This is a genomic window from Pseudomonas sp. EA_65y_Pfl2_P74 (genome assembly GCF_963970575.1).
GTDB lineage: Bacteria > Pseudomonadota > Gammaproteobacteria > Pseudomonadales > Pseudomonadaceae > Aquipseudomonas > Aquipseudomonas baetica_A.
Genome location: NZ_CAXAOQ010000010.1, coordinates 72,422 through 87,802 on the forward strand (window position 1 = coordinate 72,422; position 15,381 = coordinate 87,802).

At 58.6% G+C, this 15,381-nt stretch carries 11 protein-coding genes; 5 read left to right on the top strand and 6 right to left on the bottom strand.

The annotated features are described in order from the left end of the window. Position 1: 1 nt before the first annotated feature. Complete coding sequence (locus AACY18_RS10170) at positions 2-3,646, top strand: transporter substrate-binding domain-containing protein (RefSeq protein ID WP_339464797.1); 3,645 nt, start codon at positions 2-4, stop codon at positions 3,644-3,646. A gap of 47 nt (positions 3,647-3,693) precedes the next feature. Beyond that, the gene (locus AACY18_RS10175; RefSeq protein ID WP_339464798.1) at positions 3,694-6,639 is read left to right on the top strand and encodes an HD domain-containing phosphohydrolase; all 2,946 of its coding nucleotides are present in this window, start codon (positions 3,694-3,696) and stop codon (positions 6,637-6,639) included. On the opposite strand, the gene AACY18_RS10180 is transcribed toward AACY18_RS10175, so the two are convergent. Both AACY18_RS10180 and AACY18_RS10185 read right to left on the bottom strand, forming a co-directional pair. Next, on the bottom strand, positions 6,640-7,122 hold the full coding sequence (locus AACY18_RS10180) for a GAF domain-containing protein (protein WP_339431207.1): 483 nt from the start codon (positions 7,120-7,122) through the stop codon (positions 6,640-6,642). It abuts the gene before it with no gap. Continuing rightward, on the bottom strand, positions 7,119-8,009 hold the full coding sequence (locus AACY18_RS10185) for an ATP-binding protein (RefSeq protein WP_339464799.1): 891 nt from the start codon (positions 8,007-8,009) through the stop codon (positions 7,119-7,121). Before AACY18_RS10185 ends, AACY18_RS10180 begins: the two co-directional genes overlap by 4 nt. A 166-nt stretch (positions 8,010-8,175) precedes the next feature. On the opposite strand from AACY18_RS10185, the gene AACY18_RS10190 reads away from it, so the two are divergent. Then, positions 8,176-10,497 (top strand): hybrid sensor histidine kinase/response regulator, encoded by a 2,322-nt coding sequence (locus AACY18_RS10190; RefSeq protein WP_339464800.1) that lies wholly within the window; start codon positions 8,176-8,178, stop codon positions 10,495-10,497. On the opposite strand, the gene AACY18_RS10195 is transcribed toward AACY18_RS10190, so the two are convergent. The 3 genes from AACY18_RS10195 to msrB form a co-directional block, all read right to left on the bottom strand. Then, entirely contained in the window at positions 10,481-10,942 is a 462-nt protein-coding gene (locus AACY18_RS10195; RefSeq protein WP_339431204.1) for a MarR family winged helix-turn-helix transcriptional regulator, read from the bottom strand. The genes AACY18_RS10190 and AACY18_RS10195 overlap by 17 nt on opposite strands. After that, positions 10,939-11,424 carry a glutathione peroxidase gene (locus tag AACY18_RS10200; protein ID WP_034155230.1) on the bottom strand — a complete coding sequence of 162 codons (486 nt, stop codon included), beginning with the start codon at positions 11,422-11,424 and terminating at the stop codon, positions 10,939-10,941. Before AACY18_RS10200 ends, AACY18_RS10195 begins: the two co-directional genes overlap by 4 nt. Before the next feature lie 101 nt (positions 11,425-11,525). Continuing rightward, a complete protein-coding gene (gene msrB / locus AACY18_RS10205; protein ID WP_339431202.1) occupies positions 11,526-11,921 on the bottom strand; it encodes a peptide-methionine (R)-S-oxide reductase MsrB in 396 nt (131 codons plus the stop codon). A 224-nt stretch (positions 11,922-12,145) separates the two neighbouring features. On the opposite strand from msrB, the gene AACY18_RS10210 reads away from it, so the two are divergent. Further along, on the top strand, positions 12,146-13,357 hold the full coding sequence (locus tag AACY18_RS10210) for a pyridoxal phosphate-dependent aminotransferase (RefSeq protein WP_042560257.1): 1,212 nt from the start codon (positions 12,146-12,148) through the stop codon (positions 13,355-13,357). Positions 13,358-13,661: 304 nt separating this feature from the next. Beyond that, positions 13,662-14,549 (top strand): protease HtpX, encoded by an 888-nt coding sequence (htpX, locus tag AACY18_RS10215; RefSeq protein ID WP_339431201.1) that lies wholly within the window; start codon positions 13,662-13,664, stop codon positions 14,547-14,549. A gap of 127 nt (positions 14,550-14,676) precedes the next feature. Here htpX and AACY18_RS10220 read toward each other — a convergent pair whose 3' ends face one another. Next, positions 14,677-15,333 (bottom strand): thiopurine S-methyltransferase, encoded by a 657-nt coding sequence (locus AACY18_RS10220; protein ID WP_339464801.1) that lies wholly within the window; start codon positions 15,331-15,333, stop codon positions 14,677-14,679. Positions 15,334-15,381 lie beyond the last annotated feature (48 nt).

Genomic DNA, 15,381 nt, shown 5'->3' on the forward strand with positions numbered 1-15,381 from the left:
CATGCCCAGTCGTTTAAAAGACTATTTAATTGCGTTGAGTGCCGGTCTGTTCTTGAGCAGCAATGTGTTCGCCATGCCTTTTGATTCACCGGACTATAACTTGCTCAGCCGCTCGGCGAGCGAATCGGTGCCAGTGGCACTCGAACAGTCTCAACGACAGTGGCTGCAAACCCGTAGCGAGCTGATACTGGGCACCTCTGCCCCCGATTACCCCCCCTTCGACATGACCGCCAGCGGTCGCGATTACGAGGGGCTGACCGCCGACTATGCAGGGCTTCTCAGTCAAACCATCGGTTTGCCGATCCGGGTCAAACGCTTTCCCTCCCGAGAGGCCGCGATTCACGCGCTCATCGACGGCCAGGTTGACCTGCTGGGTACGGCGAACGGGTTCGAAGCCAGTAATGCCGACATCGCGCTATCCGAACCGTACGCAATTGATCAGCCAGTGCTCGTTACCCGCGAAGACGAAAACCGCTCCCTGACCGAAGGCCTGGCAGGCCTGCGACTGAGCATGGTGTATCACTACCTGCCGCCCCCTGACGTCAAGATGCTTTATCCCAAAGCGCTCATTACCTGTTATCCCTCCTATCAAAACGCGATCAACGCCGTCGCATTCGATCAGGCCGATGTATTTATCGGTGACACGCTTTCCACCCATTACATGATCAACAAGGGCCACCTGAACAACGTCCGCATGGCTAATTTCGGCAAGCAGGAAGCCCTCGGATTCAGCTTCGCCGTACGGCGTAACAATCCGCAATTGCTGGGCATCATCGACGCCGTGCTCAAAGCGGTTCCACGCAGCGAACGGGACAACATCGCCAAACGCTGGAGCGCCGGCAGCGACCTGCTCCTCACCGATCAGAAGCTGCAATTGACCAGACGCGAAGAAACATGGCTCAAACAGCATCCCGTGGTGAGTGTGGTGGTGAATGAAGCATACGCGCCGCTGACCTTCTTCGACGGCGACGGCAATTTTCGAGGAATCAGCGCAGACCTTCTCGAACTGATCCGCCTGCGCACCGGCTTGCGCTTCGAGATCCATCGCAGCCGTAACGACGCACAGATGATCAAACAGATCGACAGCCATAAGGCCGATCTCATAGCTGCACTGCTGCCAACTGCCGAGAGGGAAAAAACCCTGAACTTCAGTCGGCCCTATCTGGAAAACTCTTACGTCTTGCTGACTCGCAAAAGCGCTGACAGCCCGACCAATCTGGGTCAGCTCAAAGACAAGCGACTGGCGATTGCCCAAGGCAATCCGATGGTCGAGTATTTGCGACGCGAGTTCCCACGTATCCAGTTGATCGAAACAGAAGATACATTCAGCGCCGTCTCGCTACTGGCCGAAGGTCACGTTGACGGCGCGGTGAATTCATTGGTGATCGCCAACTACTTCATTTCTTCGCGGATCTTCGAGCGCGCGTTGCAAATCACCACCACCATCGGCACCGGTCAGGCAGCGTTCTCCCTGGCAACTGCCCGTGATAACAAGGAACTGGGTTCGATCATCAACAAAGCGTTGCTGAGCATTGCCCCCGAAGAACTCGGCGTGATCAACGGCCGGTGGCGCGGTTACTCCAGCGCCTCGCAGAACATCTGGCGCAACTATCAGCGCCTGTTCTATCAAGTGATCACAGGAGCCTGCCTGGTCCTGCTGCTCCTGCTGGCCTGGAACGCCTACATGCGACACCAGATCAAACAGCGCCAGGCAGCCGAGCGAGCCTTGAGCGACCAGTTCGAGTTCATGAGCTCACTGGTCAACGGCACACCACACCCGATCTACGTTCGCGACCGCAAAGGTCTGTTGCAAAGCTGCAACGACAGCTACCTCGAAGTATTCAATGCCAGACGCGAGGATGTTATCGGCAAAAGCGTCATGCAAGGCACTCTGAGCAACGCCTTCGAAGCGCAGGCGTTTCAAGCCGATTATCAGCGTGTAGTGAACGAAGGCATTCCCCAGTTACTGGATCGTCCCCTGCACATCGGTAACCGCCGGCTGACGATCTATCACTGGATCATCCCGTATCGCGACTCCAGCGGCGAAGTGAAAGGCATCATCGGTGGCTGGATCGACATCAGCGAGCGTCGCCAACTGTTCGACGAGTTGCGCACCGCCAAAGAGCAGGCAGATGAGGCGAACCGTGCCAAGAGCACTTTTCTTGCCACCATGAGTCACGAGATCCGCACACCGATGAATGCTGTGATCGGTATGCTCGAACTGACGCTCAAACGCATGGATCAACAGCATCCGGACCGTTCATCGATCGACACTGCCTACCATTCAGCCAAGGATCTGTTGGGCTTGATCGGCGACATTCTCGACATCGCACGGATCGAATCCGGACGCCTGAGCCTTTGTCCGGAACGGGTCAATCTGGTCGACACGGTGGCGTCTGTCGCCAGAATTTTCGACGGCCTCGCCCGGCAGAAAAATCTGGCCCTGCAAATCATCTTCAATCCGCCGGATCTGGCGGTCGACGTGCAGCTGGACCCACTGCGCTTCAAGCAAGTGCTGTCCAACCTGATCAGCAACGCCATCAAGTTCACCGAGCGCGGACATATCAGGATCACTCTTGACCTCATGAGCACGGAGGTGCCGGCTCGTGCGCTGATGCAACTGACCGTACAGGACAGCGGCGTCGGTATCAGTGCCGAGGATCAGCAGCGTTTGTTCGCACCCTTTGCCCAGGCGCAGAACAGCCATCAGCAGGCCAGAAGCGGCGCAGGTCTGGGCCTGGTCATCAGTCGCAATCTGTGCGAAATGATGGGCGGACAACTGCAATTGAGCAGCCAGCCCGGTATCGGCACTCAGGTATGCATTTCCTTGCCGCTGGAAACCTTGCCGGCCCAGGTGAGTACGGCCCGAAGTGAACCCCCTGTCAAAACTTCGCTGGCGCCCCTGCGCGTACTTGTGGTGGACGATCACCCTGCCAACCGCTTGTTGATGTGTCAGCAACTGGAGTTCCTCGGTCATCACTTCAGCATCGCCGAGAACGGTCGCTGCGGACTTGAACTGTGGAAGGATGGCGGGTTCGACCTGGTGATTGTCGACTGCAACATGCCCCTGATGAATGGCTATGAACTGACCCGCGCCATTCGCCAGCAAGAGCTGCAGAGCCGCTGCCCACCCTGCACGGTGCTGGGCTTCACCGCCAATGCACAACCCGAGGAGATACAACGTTGCAAACAGGCCGGCATGAACGATTGCCTGTTCAAACCCCTGAGCCTGAGTCTGCTCAGCCAGTGGCTCGATGGCATCGTCCCGGTTTCACCCTCGCCAGCATTCAACCTGCAAAGTCTGAACATGTTGACCGGCGGCAATCCTGCACAGGCTCGGCGGCTGCTGGTTGAACTGCTCAAAAGCAGCCGTCTCGACCGACAGGAACTGCTCGCGTTGTCGCCGCAAGACAATCCCGGAGCCTTGGCCGTGGTCGCTCACAAGATCAAAGGCGCCGCGCGCATCGCTCAGGCAACACGCGTAATCGAATGCTGCGATGCCCTTGAACAGGCCTGCGCACAGGCATTGGCAACGGACGAGATCGCCCGCCGTTGCGAGGCGAGCAACCGGGCAATACTCGAACTGGAGCAAGCCTTGCAACAACAATTAGCATTGTCCGATCAAGGCACAATGAGCGTGCCTTAACTATGCTTGGCGCTGAGCAGTGAGTTAACCATCAAGGAGAACCGGAAATGCCCAGCCCACTGCGCCCGCAACAACGCCGGTTCCCGCTGCACGTGCACATCAGTGTCATGTTCACGTTTCTGCTGTTGCTCACGGGCGTGGTGCTGGGACTGTTCAATTATCGCCAGACGACACAGATCATCCTGTCGAGCAGTGAAAAACTGTTCAACAGGATCGAGCAGGACGTGCGCCTGGACATGTCCGCGACCTATCAGCCAATCCGGCACCTGTTGAGCCTGCTGGCGGACAATCCCGCCACACAGGCCATGCGTCTTGATCAACGCTTGCCGCTGCTCAGACCGTTCAGCCAGTCGCTCACGGACAACCCGAACCTGGCCTCGCTCTATCTGGGTTATGCCAATGGCGACTTTTTCATGGTCCGCCCGCTACGCACCGCTGCCTTGAAGACATTGCTCAAGGCACCGGAAGCGGCGGCGTATCAGGTCTGGAGCATCGAGCATGACCCGCAGGGCAAGATGCATTCGCAATCGCTGTTCTTCGACCTCGCCCTGACGCCAATCAGCCGCCAGGACAATACCGAAGACGCCTACGATCCGCGCAGCCGCGCCTGGTTCGTCGACGCCCGCCAGCAAACCGAGCAGATCACCACCCAACCCTATGTGTTTTTCTCCACCCTCAATGTCGGCACCACGCTGGCCCGACGCAGTGGCGAGAATGCGGTGATTGGCGCCGACCTGACATTGGCCGCCCTGTCTGCCACCTTGAGCAAGCATGTCGTCACGCCTTCCACCGAAATTGTCCTGTTCGATGCCAACGGCAATGCCGTGGCTTATCCCGATAGCAGCCGCCTGATCGTCGATGACCGCACCGCGCATCTGGCCAGGGCGGCCGACTTGAGCCCCAGCCTCCATGCGCTGCTGTCTGGTGCACACACGGGCAATCGACTGGAAGCGAACGGCCGGCAATGGATCGTCGCGCGCAGCAGCATTCAGGAAGGCGGCCCGAAAGGTTTGCAATTGGCGTTGCTCGTGCCGGAAGACGAACTGTTGGTCGATGCCTATCGCATGCGCTGGCAAGGTGCGTTGATCACCCTGGGCACCTTGTTGTTGTGCCTGCCATTGGGTTGGGTGATCTCGCGTATTCTGGTCAAACCGCTGCATGCGCTGGTAAAGGAAGCGGACGCGATCCGCAGTTTCGATTTCAACTTTCCACTGGCCCGGCGCTCTCCGGTACTTGAAGTCGACCAATTGAGCGTGTCGATGGCCCGAATGAAAGATACCCTGGCAAGTTTCTTCCGGATAACCGACACCCTGGGGGCCGAAACCCGGTTCGCACCGCTGCTGCAACGGGTACTGTTCGAAACGGTGCAGATCGCCCAGGCTCAGGCAGGGCTGATCTATCTGCGTGAAAACGATGACAGCCGCATGGAGCCTTACGGGCTGGTGATCAATGGCACACCTCAAGCGTTGGAGGCGTTCGATATTCAGGGGCACGACCTGCACGAGAGCCAAGGCCCTGCATGGTTTGAACAATTGGTCAGCACCGACAATGTGGTGAGCAACATGGGTGTCGATCAGGCCGGGGATCTGCAGAAAGTCTTGCTGGCAATGGCCTCGCCGCGCATCCATCTGATCGGCATCCGCCTGCACAACCGCCATAACGAAACCATCGGGCTGCTGATCCTGCTGATCAACGACAGCGGCACCCCGGCCGACCTCGAAAAACTGCGGCCCGACCGCATTGCCTTCCTGCAGGCAGTCTCCGGTGCAGCGGCTGTGAGTATCGAGAGCCAACGCCTGCAAGCCAGACAGAAACAACTGCTCGATGCATTCATTCAGTTACTCGCCGGGGCCATTGACGCCAAGAGCCCCTATACCGGCGGGCATTGTCAACGAGTGCCAGAGCTGACCCTGATGCTCGCCCAGGCCGCTGCGGCGAGCCAGGCGCCCGCCTTCAAGGCCTATCAACCCACCGAGGATGAATGGGAAGCCTTGCACATTGCCGCGTGGCTGCACGACTGCGGCAAGGTCACGACGCCGGAATACGTGGTCGACAAGGCCACCAAACTGGAAACCCTCAACGACCGCATCCACGAAATCCGCACCCGTTTCGAAGTGCTCAAGCGCGATGCCTGGATCATTTACTGGCAGGCCCTGGCCCTGGGTGGAGACGAAACCTCACTGGCCGAACGACGCGATGCAACCCTGTACGCACTGGACGAAGACTTTGCCTTTGTGGCCCGCTGCAACCTGGGCAGTGAAGCGATGGCCGAAGCGGATCTGCAGCGCCTGCATGATCTGTCCCAACGCACATGGGTGCGGACGCTGGATGACCGTTTAGGCGTGTCATGGGAAGAAAACAAGCGTCAGGCGAAAACACCAGTGCAGAGTTTGCCAGCACACGAAAAGTTGCTGGCGGACAAACCCGAACATTTACTTGAACGCGACGCAAACGAGTTGATTGCGGACGACAATCCGTGGGGCTTCAAGCTGGATGTACCGCGCTACAAATACAATCGCGGCGAGCTGTACAACCTGAGCATCGTGCGCGGAACCCTGACCCGCGAAGAGCGCTACATCATCAATCACCACATGGTGCAGACGATCATGATGCTCAGTCACCTGCCCTTCCCCGGCCACCTCGACAGCATTGCCGAAATCGCGGGTGGCCATCATGAAAAAATGGACGGCACCGGTTACCCGAAACGCCTTAAGCGCGAAGAGATGAGCCTGCCAGCAAGAATGATGGCGATCGCCGATATTTTCGAGGCACTCACTGCGGCCGATCGTCCCTACAAGAAAGCCAAGTCCTTGAGCGAGGCTCTGGGGATCATGGCTACCATGTGCCGCGAGGCGCACATCGATGCGCAGTTGTTTGGATTGTTCATCAACGACGGCGTGTACATGCAGTACGCCGAACGTTTTCTCGACACCCACCAGATTGATTCAGTGGATACGGCCAGCCTGTTGCAAAAGGCCGGCCTTGGCGCGTGATCAGCAGTCGGTCAGGCGCAGGAAGATCGCCGCCAGTTGCTCGATACCCGTCTGATCGGTGGCGCCAAATCGCGCAAGCTTCGGGCTGTCGAGGTCAAGAACACCGATCAGGCGCCCCTCCTTGACCAGCGGCACGACCAGTTCACTGTTCGAGGCGCTGTCGCAGGCGATATGACCGGGAAACGCGTGAACGTCTTCAACCCGCTGGGTCTGCAAGGTTGCCGCCGCTGCACCGCAGACACCGCGCCCGAACGCAATACGCACGCATGCGATCTGGCCCTGAAACGGGCCGAGCACCAACTCTTCGTGGCGATTGAGGTAGAAACCCGCCCAGTTCAGATCCTCGAGCTGGTTGAACAGGAACGCGGAAAACTGCGCAGCGTTGGCGATAAAATCGCGCTCATCGGCCAGCAGCGACTCCAGTTGCGCGGCCAACATGCCATAGCCTTCGAGGCCCTGGCCGCTTTGTTGCAAATCAATCATGCCTTGTGCTCCAACAATTTCAGTCCCACCCAATAACGGGCGAATTGGTACGCGCAACGTCCGTTGCGATTGCCGCGGCCGGTGGCCCAACGCACGGCAAGGATGTCCAGTGCTTCGTCGCGCTGCCAGCTCAGGCCAGCCTTGGCGGCCAACTGGCCGATCCAGTGTTCGACAACATTCAGGAAGTGTTCTTGGGTAAACGGATAAAACGACAGCCACAGACCGAAACGATCCGACAGCGCGATCTTGTCCTCCACCGCCTCACTGGGGTGCAGTTCGCCGTCGACGCGTGTCCAGTTTTCGTTGTCGCTTTCCTTCTCCGGCACCAGGTGACGGCGATTGGACGTGGCGTACAGCAAGACGTTGTCCGGCGCCTGCTCCAGCGAGCCGTCAAGCACGCTTTTGAGAATGCGGTAATCACCTTCACCGGATTCGAACGACAAGTCATCGCAGAACAGCACAAAACGTTGCGGCAGTTTGGCAATCTGCTCGACCACGCGCGGCAAGTCGGCCAGATGGTCGCGCTCGATCTCGATCAGGCGCAGGCCGGCCTTGGCGTGCTCGGCGAGCAACGCCCGGACCAGCGAGGATTTGCCGGTGCCGCGCGAGCCCCAGAGCAAAGCGTGGTTGGCCGGCATGCCGTCGAGGAATTGCCGGGTGTTGCGCCCCAGTTGCTCAAGCTGACGGTCAACACCGATCAGGTCGGACAGCCGCATGTCGAGGCTGACCTCCAGCGGCAGCAGAAAACCGCTGCGTCCGTCACGCTGCCAGCGCGCAGCCAGGCAAGTCCCCCAGTCGATGAGAGGACGAGGCACCGGCAACAACGGTTCGATCCGCGCCAGAACAGACTCGGCACGTTCAAGAAAAGCATTCAATCGGGAATCCACGTCTTCTCCTCGGGCCCTTTCACAGTGATGATGGCGATCCAGCGACGACACTCAGATCAAAACTCCCGCGCCGAGCCTTGTTACAAGGCGATTCGGGAACCTCGGTATCCGTACATGATCGACTATGCTTGAGCAGCGAAGGGAAACGGAAGTGGTTCAACACCCCATGGATATCAAATTCACTCACCGGCTGTCATACAAACAAGCCCGGCTTACTGTGCTGGTCGGGTTCATTCTCGGCACGCTGCTCAGCCTACTGCAAATCGGCATCGATTATGCCAGTGAAGACGCCGCCATCAACCGTGAAATCCTGTCTTTGCTGGAGATCAGCCATAACCCGGCATCACGCATTGCCTACAACATCGATGCCGAACTGGCCCAGGAACTCGCCTTGGGCCTGCTGCGCTCACCGGCAATCATTTCTGCGCAACTGATCGACAACAACAATACGGAGCTGGCCAGTGTCAAACGCCCGGAGCTGCAAAACGGCTATCGGGTGATCAGCGATTTCCTCTTCGGCGCCAAGCGTCAATTCGAAGATCGCCTGTATCTGGATCACCTGCCCAACGAATCGCTGGGGATCCTGAGTCTTGAAGTCGACACCTACACGTACGGCAGCCGCTTCCTGCGCCGGGCCGAGGTCACACTGCTCAATGGATTCGCGCGCAGCCTGATCCTGACCGGCATTCTGCTGGCGCTGTTTTACGTGATGCTGACCAAACCGCTGGTTCGCGTCATTCGCGAGCTCAGCGGACGTGACCCTCGCAGCGCCGAAGCGGCCACGCTGGAATGCCCGGCCGGGCATGCCAACGATGAAATCGGCGTACTGGTCAAAGTCGCCAATCAGCAATTCGAGAACATCGCCACCGAGATCCAGCAGCGGCGCAACGCCGAAAACCGTCTGACCGAATACCTCGGCCAACTGGAAGACATCGTCTCGACGCGGACCGCCGAACTCAAAGCGATCAATACCCGGCTCAGCCAGTCCAATCAGGAGCTCGAAGTCGCCCGCAGCACGGCGCTGGAGATGGCCGAAGCACGGTCGGCGTTCCTGGCCAACATGAGCCATGAGATCCGCACGCCACTCAACGGTCTGCTGGGGATGATCGCGCTTTCACTCGACGGACCGCTGAATGCCGAGCAACAACAACAGCTATCGATCGCCCACGACTCGGGCAAAGTGCTGGTGGAGTTGCTCAACGATGTTCTCGACCTGTCTAAATTCGATGCAGGACAACTGGAGCTCGAGCACATCCCGTTCGACCTCGGCTCATTGATCGAGGACACCGCCAACCTGCTGTCGCAGAACGCGGCGCCGAGCGTCGAGCTGACCTGCCTGATTGATCCGCACTTCCCCGCACTGGTGCTGGGCGATCCGACCCGGGTCCGGCAGATCGTCAGCAACCTGCTGTCCAACGCCCTGAAATTTACCCGCTTCGGGCGGGTGGATGTGCGATTGTCGACCTACAAGGATGGCGTGCGTATCGAAGTCTGCGACACCGGTATCGGTATCGCACAGGAAGCACAGGTGAAGATCTTCCAGCCGTTCACTCAGGCGGGTGCCGGCATTACCCGCCAGTACGGCGGCACCGGACTGGGATTGGCGCTGACTTACAACCTCTGCGAAGCCATGCAGGGACGCCTGAGTATCACTTCCGAGACCGGTTTCGGCAGCCAGTTCTGCGCCGAGCTACCGCTGCCCTGCCATACCCGAGCACTGGCTCCGGCGCTTCTGCATGGCAAAGTCCTCGCCATTACCGCCGCCAGCAGCGGCTTGGCAGAGTTGTTGAAAAATCTGCTGCCGGTCTGGGGCCTTGCGTACGAACAACGCACTATGGACGACTCGCTGCTGGGGCTGTCGCCCGATGTACTGATCACTGACTGCCCCGAGTGCCTGTTCGGGCTGCGTCCGACACTCACCGCTCCGATCCTGCTGGTGACCGCCTACGGCAGTTTCCTGCCCAGCGAAGAAGCGGCAGCCCTCGCCCCGCTGCAACAACAGGCCCGACCACTGGCGCGTAACGCGCTCTATCAGAATCTGCGGCGCACCTTGAACCCGGAGGTCGCCACCATCAACGATGCACAACTCGAAACTTCGCCCCCCGTCAGACGTGGGCGTGTGCTACTGGTCGAGGACAACCCGGTCAATCAACTGGTGGCCAAAGGCATGCTCGGCAAACTTGGCTGTGATGTCGTGGTGGCTGCCCATGGCGCCGAAGCGCTGGATCAGTTGGAGTATCAGGAATTCGATCTGGTGCTGATGGACTGCAACATGCCCGTGATGGACGGTTATGAAGCGAGCCGACAGATTCGCCAGAGCGGACGCTGGCCAAACCTGCCGATTGTCGCGTTGACCGCCAACGCTATGTCCGAGGAGCGTGAACGCTGTCGGGCGGCGGGCATGAGTGACTACCTGGCCAAGCCGTTTCGCCGCGAAGAGCTGGCGGCATTGCTGGACCAATGGATCACGACTACGCCAGCGCTTTGATCTGGCCCAGCAAGTGATCGAGTCCGTCGCGCAAGCCATTCAATCGGTCCAGATCCACACCGCTGTCGCACAGCAGACGGGCCTTCAGTGGCCCGACCTCCTCGCGTAGCGCCTGCCCCGCCGCCGTCAGGCTCAGATGCACCTCACGCTCATCGAGCACAGAGCGCTGGCGCTGTACCAGTTGAAATTGCTCCAGCCGCTTGAGCAATGGGGTCAAGGTGCCGGAATCCAGCGCCAGTCGCTCGCCAAGTGCCTTGACCGTCGGTTGCTCTGGCGCGCTGTCCTGCCATTCCCACAACACCAGCATCGCCAGGTATTGCGGGTAGGTCAGGCCAAGCTGATCGAGCATCGGCTTGTAGGCGCGGATCACCGCACGAGAAGCCGCATACAGCTTGAAGCACAACTGACTGTCGAGGTTCAGCGAATCGACGGACAGGCTGTTCATTTGAGCAAGGCTTCGATCTCGCGGCTCAGATCCTGCGGCTTGGTGGCCGGCGCAAAGCGCTTGACCAACTGGCCATCTTTACCAATCAGGAACTTGGTGAAGTTCCACTTGATGCCCTGAGAACCGAGTACACCCGGAGCGCGCTTCTTCAATTGCACAAACAGTGGGTGGGCGCCTGCGCCGTTGACTTCGATCTTTTTGAACAGCGGGAAGCTGACACCGAAATTCAGTTCGCAGAACTCACTGATCGCGCCCTCATTGCCCGGCTCCTGCTTGCCGAATTGATTGCATGGAAAGCCCAGAACTACCAGGCCTTGGTCCTTGTAGGTCTGCCACAGTTCCTCCAGCCCCTTGTACTGTGGGGTGAAGCCGCACTTGCTGGCAGTGTTGACCACCAACACCGCTTTACCGGCGAAATCGGCCAGGGTCTTTTGTTCGCCCTTGATGGTGGTGCAAGGGATATTCAGCAGGTTGTCGCTCATGGGGCGCGCTCTGAAATCAGGAAGAAGCCGTAAAAATAGCGAACAATTTAATTGCATACAATTTAATTATTCGAAGAGCGACCCTTGGGCCGCCCAAACTCCTACTCCCGGGGCTCCAGATTCAAGCACACCGAATTGATGCAATAGCGCAAACCAGTCGGGGGCGGACCGTCCGGAAAGACGTGCCCCAAATGCGCATCACAGCACGCGCATTTCACTTCGGTACGAATCATGCCGTGGCTGATATCGCGGATTTCGGTCATGGCACCTTCGCCGATTGGCGCGTAGAAGCTCGGCCAGCCGCAACCGGAATCAAATTTGGTCGTGGAGTCGAACAATGGCTCGTTACAGCAGACGCAGTGGTAAACACCATCAGTTTTGGTGGCGTTGTACTTGCCGGAGAACGGTCGCTCGGTCGCACTGAGGCGGCAAACCTCGTACTGCTGCGGATCAAGCATGGCTTTCCATTCTTCCAGGGTTTTTTCCAACTTTTCCATCATCACACCTCAGCGGCTGAAAAAGCCCGATCTGTACCTTTTCCACGGATCGGGCGGCACGTATGATTGCGCCTCGTCACACGCCAGTCTGGCAGCCAGACCGGGCGCATTCAAACGGATTCTGGGCACCATGCCTCAAGACATTCGCCTGTACGAAGACGCAGGAATCCCAGCACGGTTGTCCATCCGCCGTCTGGATCGTTCATTTTCGGGATCACATCGCCATGCAGTTCAGCAAATCGAACAAGCTCGCCAACGTCTGCTACGACATTCGCGGCCCGGTGCTCAAGCACGCCAAACGACTGGAAGAGGAAGGCCAGCGCATCCTCAAGCTGAACATCGGCAACCCGGCGCCGTTCGGTTTCGAAGCGCCGGACGAAATCCTTCAGGATGTGATCCGCAATCTGCCAACCGCGCAAGGCTACAGCGATTCCAAAGGTCTGTTCAGTGCGCGCAAGGCCGTGATGCAGTACTACCAGCAAAAGCAGGTCGAGGGTGTCGGCATTGAAGACATCTACCTGGGTAACGGCGTTTCCGAGTTGATCGTGATGTCGCTGCAGGCGCTGCTCAACAACGGCGACGAAGTGCTGGTGCCGGCGCCAGACTATCCGCTGTGGACCGCTGCCGTGAGCCTGGCCGGCGGCAACGCGGTACACTACCTGTGCGACGAAGGTGCCGACTGGTTCCCGGACCTGGCCGACATCAAGGCCAAAATAACCCCGAACACCAAGGCCATGGTGATCATCAACCCGAACAACCCGACCGGCGCGGTGTATTCGAAGGAAGTGTTGCTGGGCATGCTGGAACTGGCCCGTCAGCACAACCTGGTGGTGTTCTCCGACGAAATCTACGACAAGATTCTGTACGACGACGCCGTGCACATCTGCACCGCGTCCCTGGCCCCGGATCTACTGTGCCTGACCTTCAACGGCCTGTCGAAGTCCTATCGCGTGGCCGGCTTCCGTTCTGGCTGGATCGCGATTTCCGGACCGAAACACAACGCCCAGAGTTACATCGAAGGCATCGACATGCTGGCCAACATGCGTCTGTGTGCGAACGTGCCGAGCCAACATGCGATCCAGACCGCATTGGGCGGCTATCAGAGCATCAATGATCTGGTACTGCCGCAAGGTCGCCTGCTGGAACAGCGCAACCGTACCTGGGAACTGCTCAACGATATCCCGGGTGTGAGCTGCGTCAAACCGATGGGTGCGCTTTACGCGTTCCCACGGATCGACCCGAAGGTCTGCCCGATCCACAACGACGAAAAATTCGTCCTTGACCTGTTGCTCTCCGAGAAGTTGCTGGTGGTGCAGGGCACGGCATTCAACTGGCCGTGGCCGGATCACTTCCGTGTCGTCACCCTGCCACGAGTCGACGAACTCGAAATGGCCATCGGCCGCATCGGCAACTTCCTCAAGTCCTACCGCCAGTAAATGGCCAGCAGTGCGCAACGGCCCGAACGTTGCGCACTGTCTGATTCAGCAACACTTCTGCGCTCCCCTCCTCCACACGCCCTCTACACTTGCGATTCGTACCCGCCATATACGCCTGACGCCATGGCGACGGGTCGCGGCTGCGTGTCGTCCGTATCAGTGTCTGTTGTGGGAAACGGGGCGTGCGCCGAAGAAATCGCTGTAGGACACAGTTTGAAATAGTCACCCGGTTGAATAGCCCGGTGCAGCACCTTATATACCCCGCACTACGCTACATCTTTAGCTTGAGGAGATTTCTACAACCATGATGCGCATCCTGCTGTTTTTGGCCACTAACCTGGCGGTCGTGCTGATAGCCAGCATCACCCTGAGCCTTTTTGGCTTCAACGGGTTCATGGCGGCCAACGGGGTTGATCTCGACCTCAGTCAGCTGCTGGTTTTCTGTGCAGTCTTTGGTTTCGCCGGCTCTCTGTTCTCGCTGTTCATCTCCAAGTGGATGGCGAAGATGAGCACCGGCACCCAGATCATCAGCCAGCCACGCACACGGCATGAGCAATGGCTGCTGCAAACCGTCGAGCAATTGTCCCGCGAAGCCGGGATCAAGATGCCCGAAGTCGGTATTTTCCCCGCTTACGAAGCAAACGCGTTCGCCACTGGCTGGAACAAGAACGACGCACTGGTCGCCGTCAGTCAGGGCCTGCTCGAGCGTTTTTCGCCCGATGAAGTGAAAGCCGTGCTGGCTCACGAAATCGGCCACGTTGCCAATGGCGACATGGTGACCCTGGCGCTGATCCAGGGCGTGGTAAACACTTTCGTGATGTTCTTCGCGCGGATCATCGGCAACTTCGTCGACAAGTTCTTTTTCAAGAACGAAGAAGGCCGGGGCATTGCCTACTACGTGGCCACCATCTTCGCCGAACTGGTACTGGGCATCCTGGCCAGTGCGATCGTCATGTGGTTCTCGCGCAAACGCGAATTCCGCGCCGACGAAGCCGGTGCACGTCTGGCCGGTACCAGCGCGATGATCGGTGCACTGCAACGCCTGCGTGCCGAACAGGGCCTGCCGGTACACATGCCGGACACCCTGAGTGCGTTTGGCATCAACGGTGGTATCAAGCAGGGCTTCGCCCGCATGTTCATGAGTCACCCGCCTCTGGAAGAGCGTATCGACGCTTTGCGTCGTCGCGGTTGATCCAGCTCACGTAAAAAAAGAAGGCCCGCAGTGATGCGGGTCTTTTTTATTGCTTCGAGTCATGGGCTGCTCTGGCTGACGTCATCGCTGGCAAGTCAGCGATAACGTCAGTACTGCCGAAAAACAACTAATGACCGGAAATACGGTAAACCCTCTCCTCCAACCGCGTCACGCCCGCCTGCAAGAACTTCCAGCTCTCCCCCAGCACATCCTGCTGTTCGAGCACTTGCACCTGCCAACCGCCGCCCAGCAACCGCTGCACCTCATCGTCCAACACCGCGAACGGCGGCCCGGACATCTGTGACTGATCGTAATCCAGCGTAATCAACAATCCTTGCAAGCCCTGCGGCAAGATCTGCTGAAGGTGCGCCGCATACTGCTCACGCATCGGTGACGGGAGCGCGATCATCGCTGCCCGGTCGTACAGCGCTGCGCAATCGGCGACATCGTCCGCTTTCAGTGCAAAGAAATCACCACACCAAAGCTCGATAGATCCAGCGCGATATACCTTGAATACGCCCCTCTCGCTGATTTGCGGGGACACCCGCTGCTCGCTGAAAAAATCCTCGACAGCTTTTTCCGACAGCTCAACCCCTAAAACCTTGTGGCCACGCCCGGCCAGCCACAGCAAATCCAGACTTTTCCCACACAGTGGCACCAGTACGCGGGCCGATACAGGGATCGACAGATCCGGCCAGTGCCGCTGCAAATGGGGGTTCACCTCAGGCTGATGAAAGCCGATCTGGTCAGATGCCCACTTCTTGTGCCAAAACTCAGGCTGCATGTGTCGCTCCTAAAAAATCGATCAAAAAGCGTTAAAACTTATATTAGA

Coding starts and splice junctions, on each gene's coding strand:
- AACY18_RS10220 (WP_339464801.1), bottom strand. CDS start 15,333: ATGCAGCCTGAGTTTTGGCACAAGAAGTGGGCATCTGACCAGATCGGC.
- AACY18_RS10200 (WP_034155230.1), bottom strand. CDS start 11,424: ATGAGCGACAACCTGCTGAATATCCCTTGCACCACCATCAAGGGCGAA.
- AACY18_RS10175 (WP_339464798.1), top strand. CDS start 3,694: ATGCCCAGCCCACTGCGCCCGCAACAACGCCGGTTCCCGCTGCACGTG.
- AACY18_RS10195 (WP_339431204.1), bottom strand. CDS start 10,942: ATGAACAGCCTGTCCGTCGATTCGCTGAACCTCGACAGTCAGTTGTGC.
- htpX (WP_339431201.1), top strand. CDS start 13,662: ATGATGCGCATCCTGCTGTTTTTGGCCACTAACCTGGCGGTCGTGCTG.
- AACY18_RS10170 (WP_339464797.1), top strand. CDS start 2: ATGCCCAGTCGTTTAAAAGACTATTTAATTGCGTTGAGTGCCGGTCTG.
- AACY18_RS10180 (WP_339431207.1), bottom strand. CDS start 7,122: ATGATTGATTTGCAACAAAGCGGCCAGGGCCTCGAAGGCTATGGCATG.
- msrB (WP_339431202.1), bottom strand. CDS start 11,921: ATGGAAAAGTTGGAAAAAACCCTGGAAGAATGGAAAGCCATGCTTGAT.
- AACY18_RS10210 (WP_042560257.1), top strand. CDS start 12,146: ATGCAGTTCAGCAAATCGAACAAGCTCGCCAACGTCTGCTACGACATT.
- AACY18_RS10190 (WP_339464800.1), top strand. CDS start 8,176: ATGGATATCAAATTCACTCACCGGCTGTCATACAAACAAGCCCGGCTT.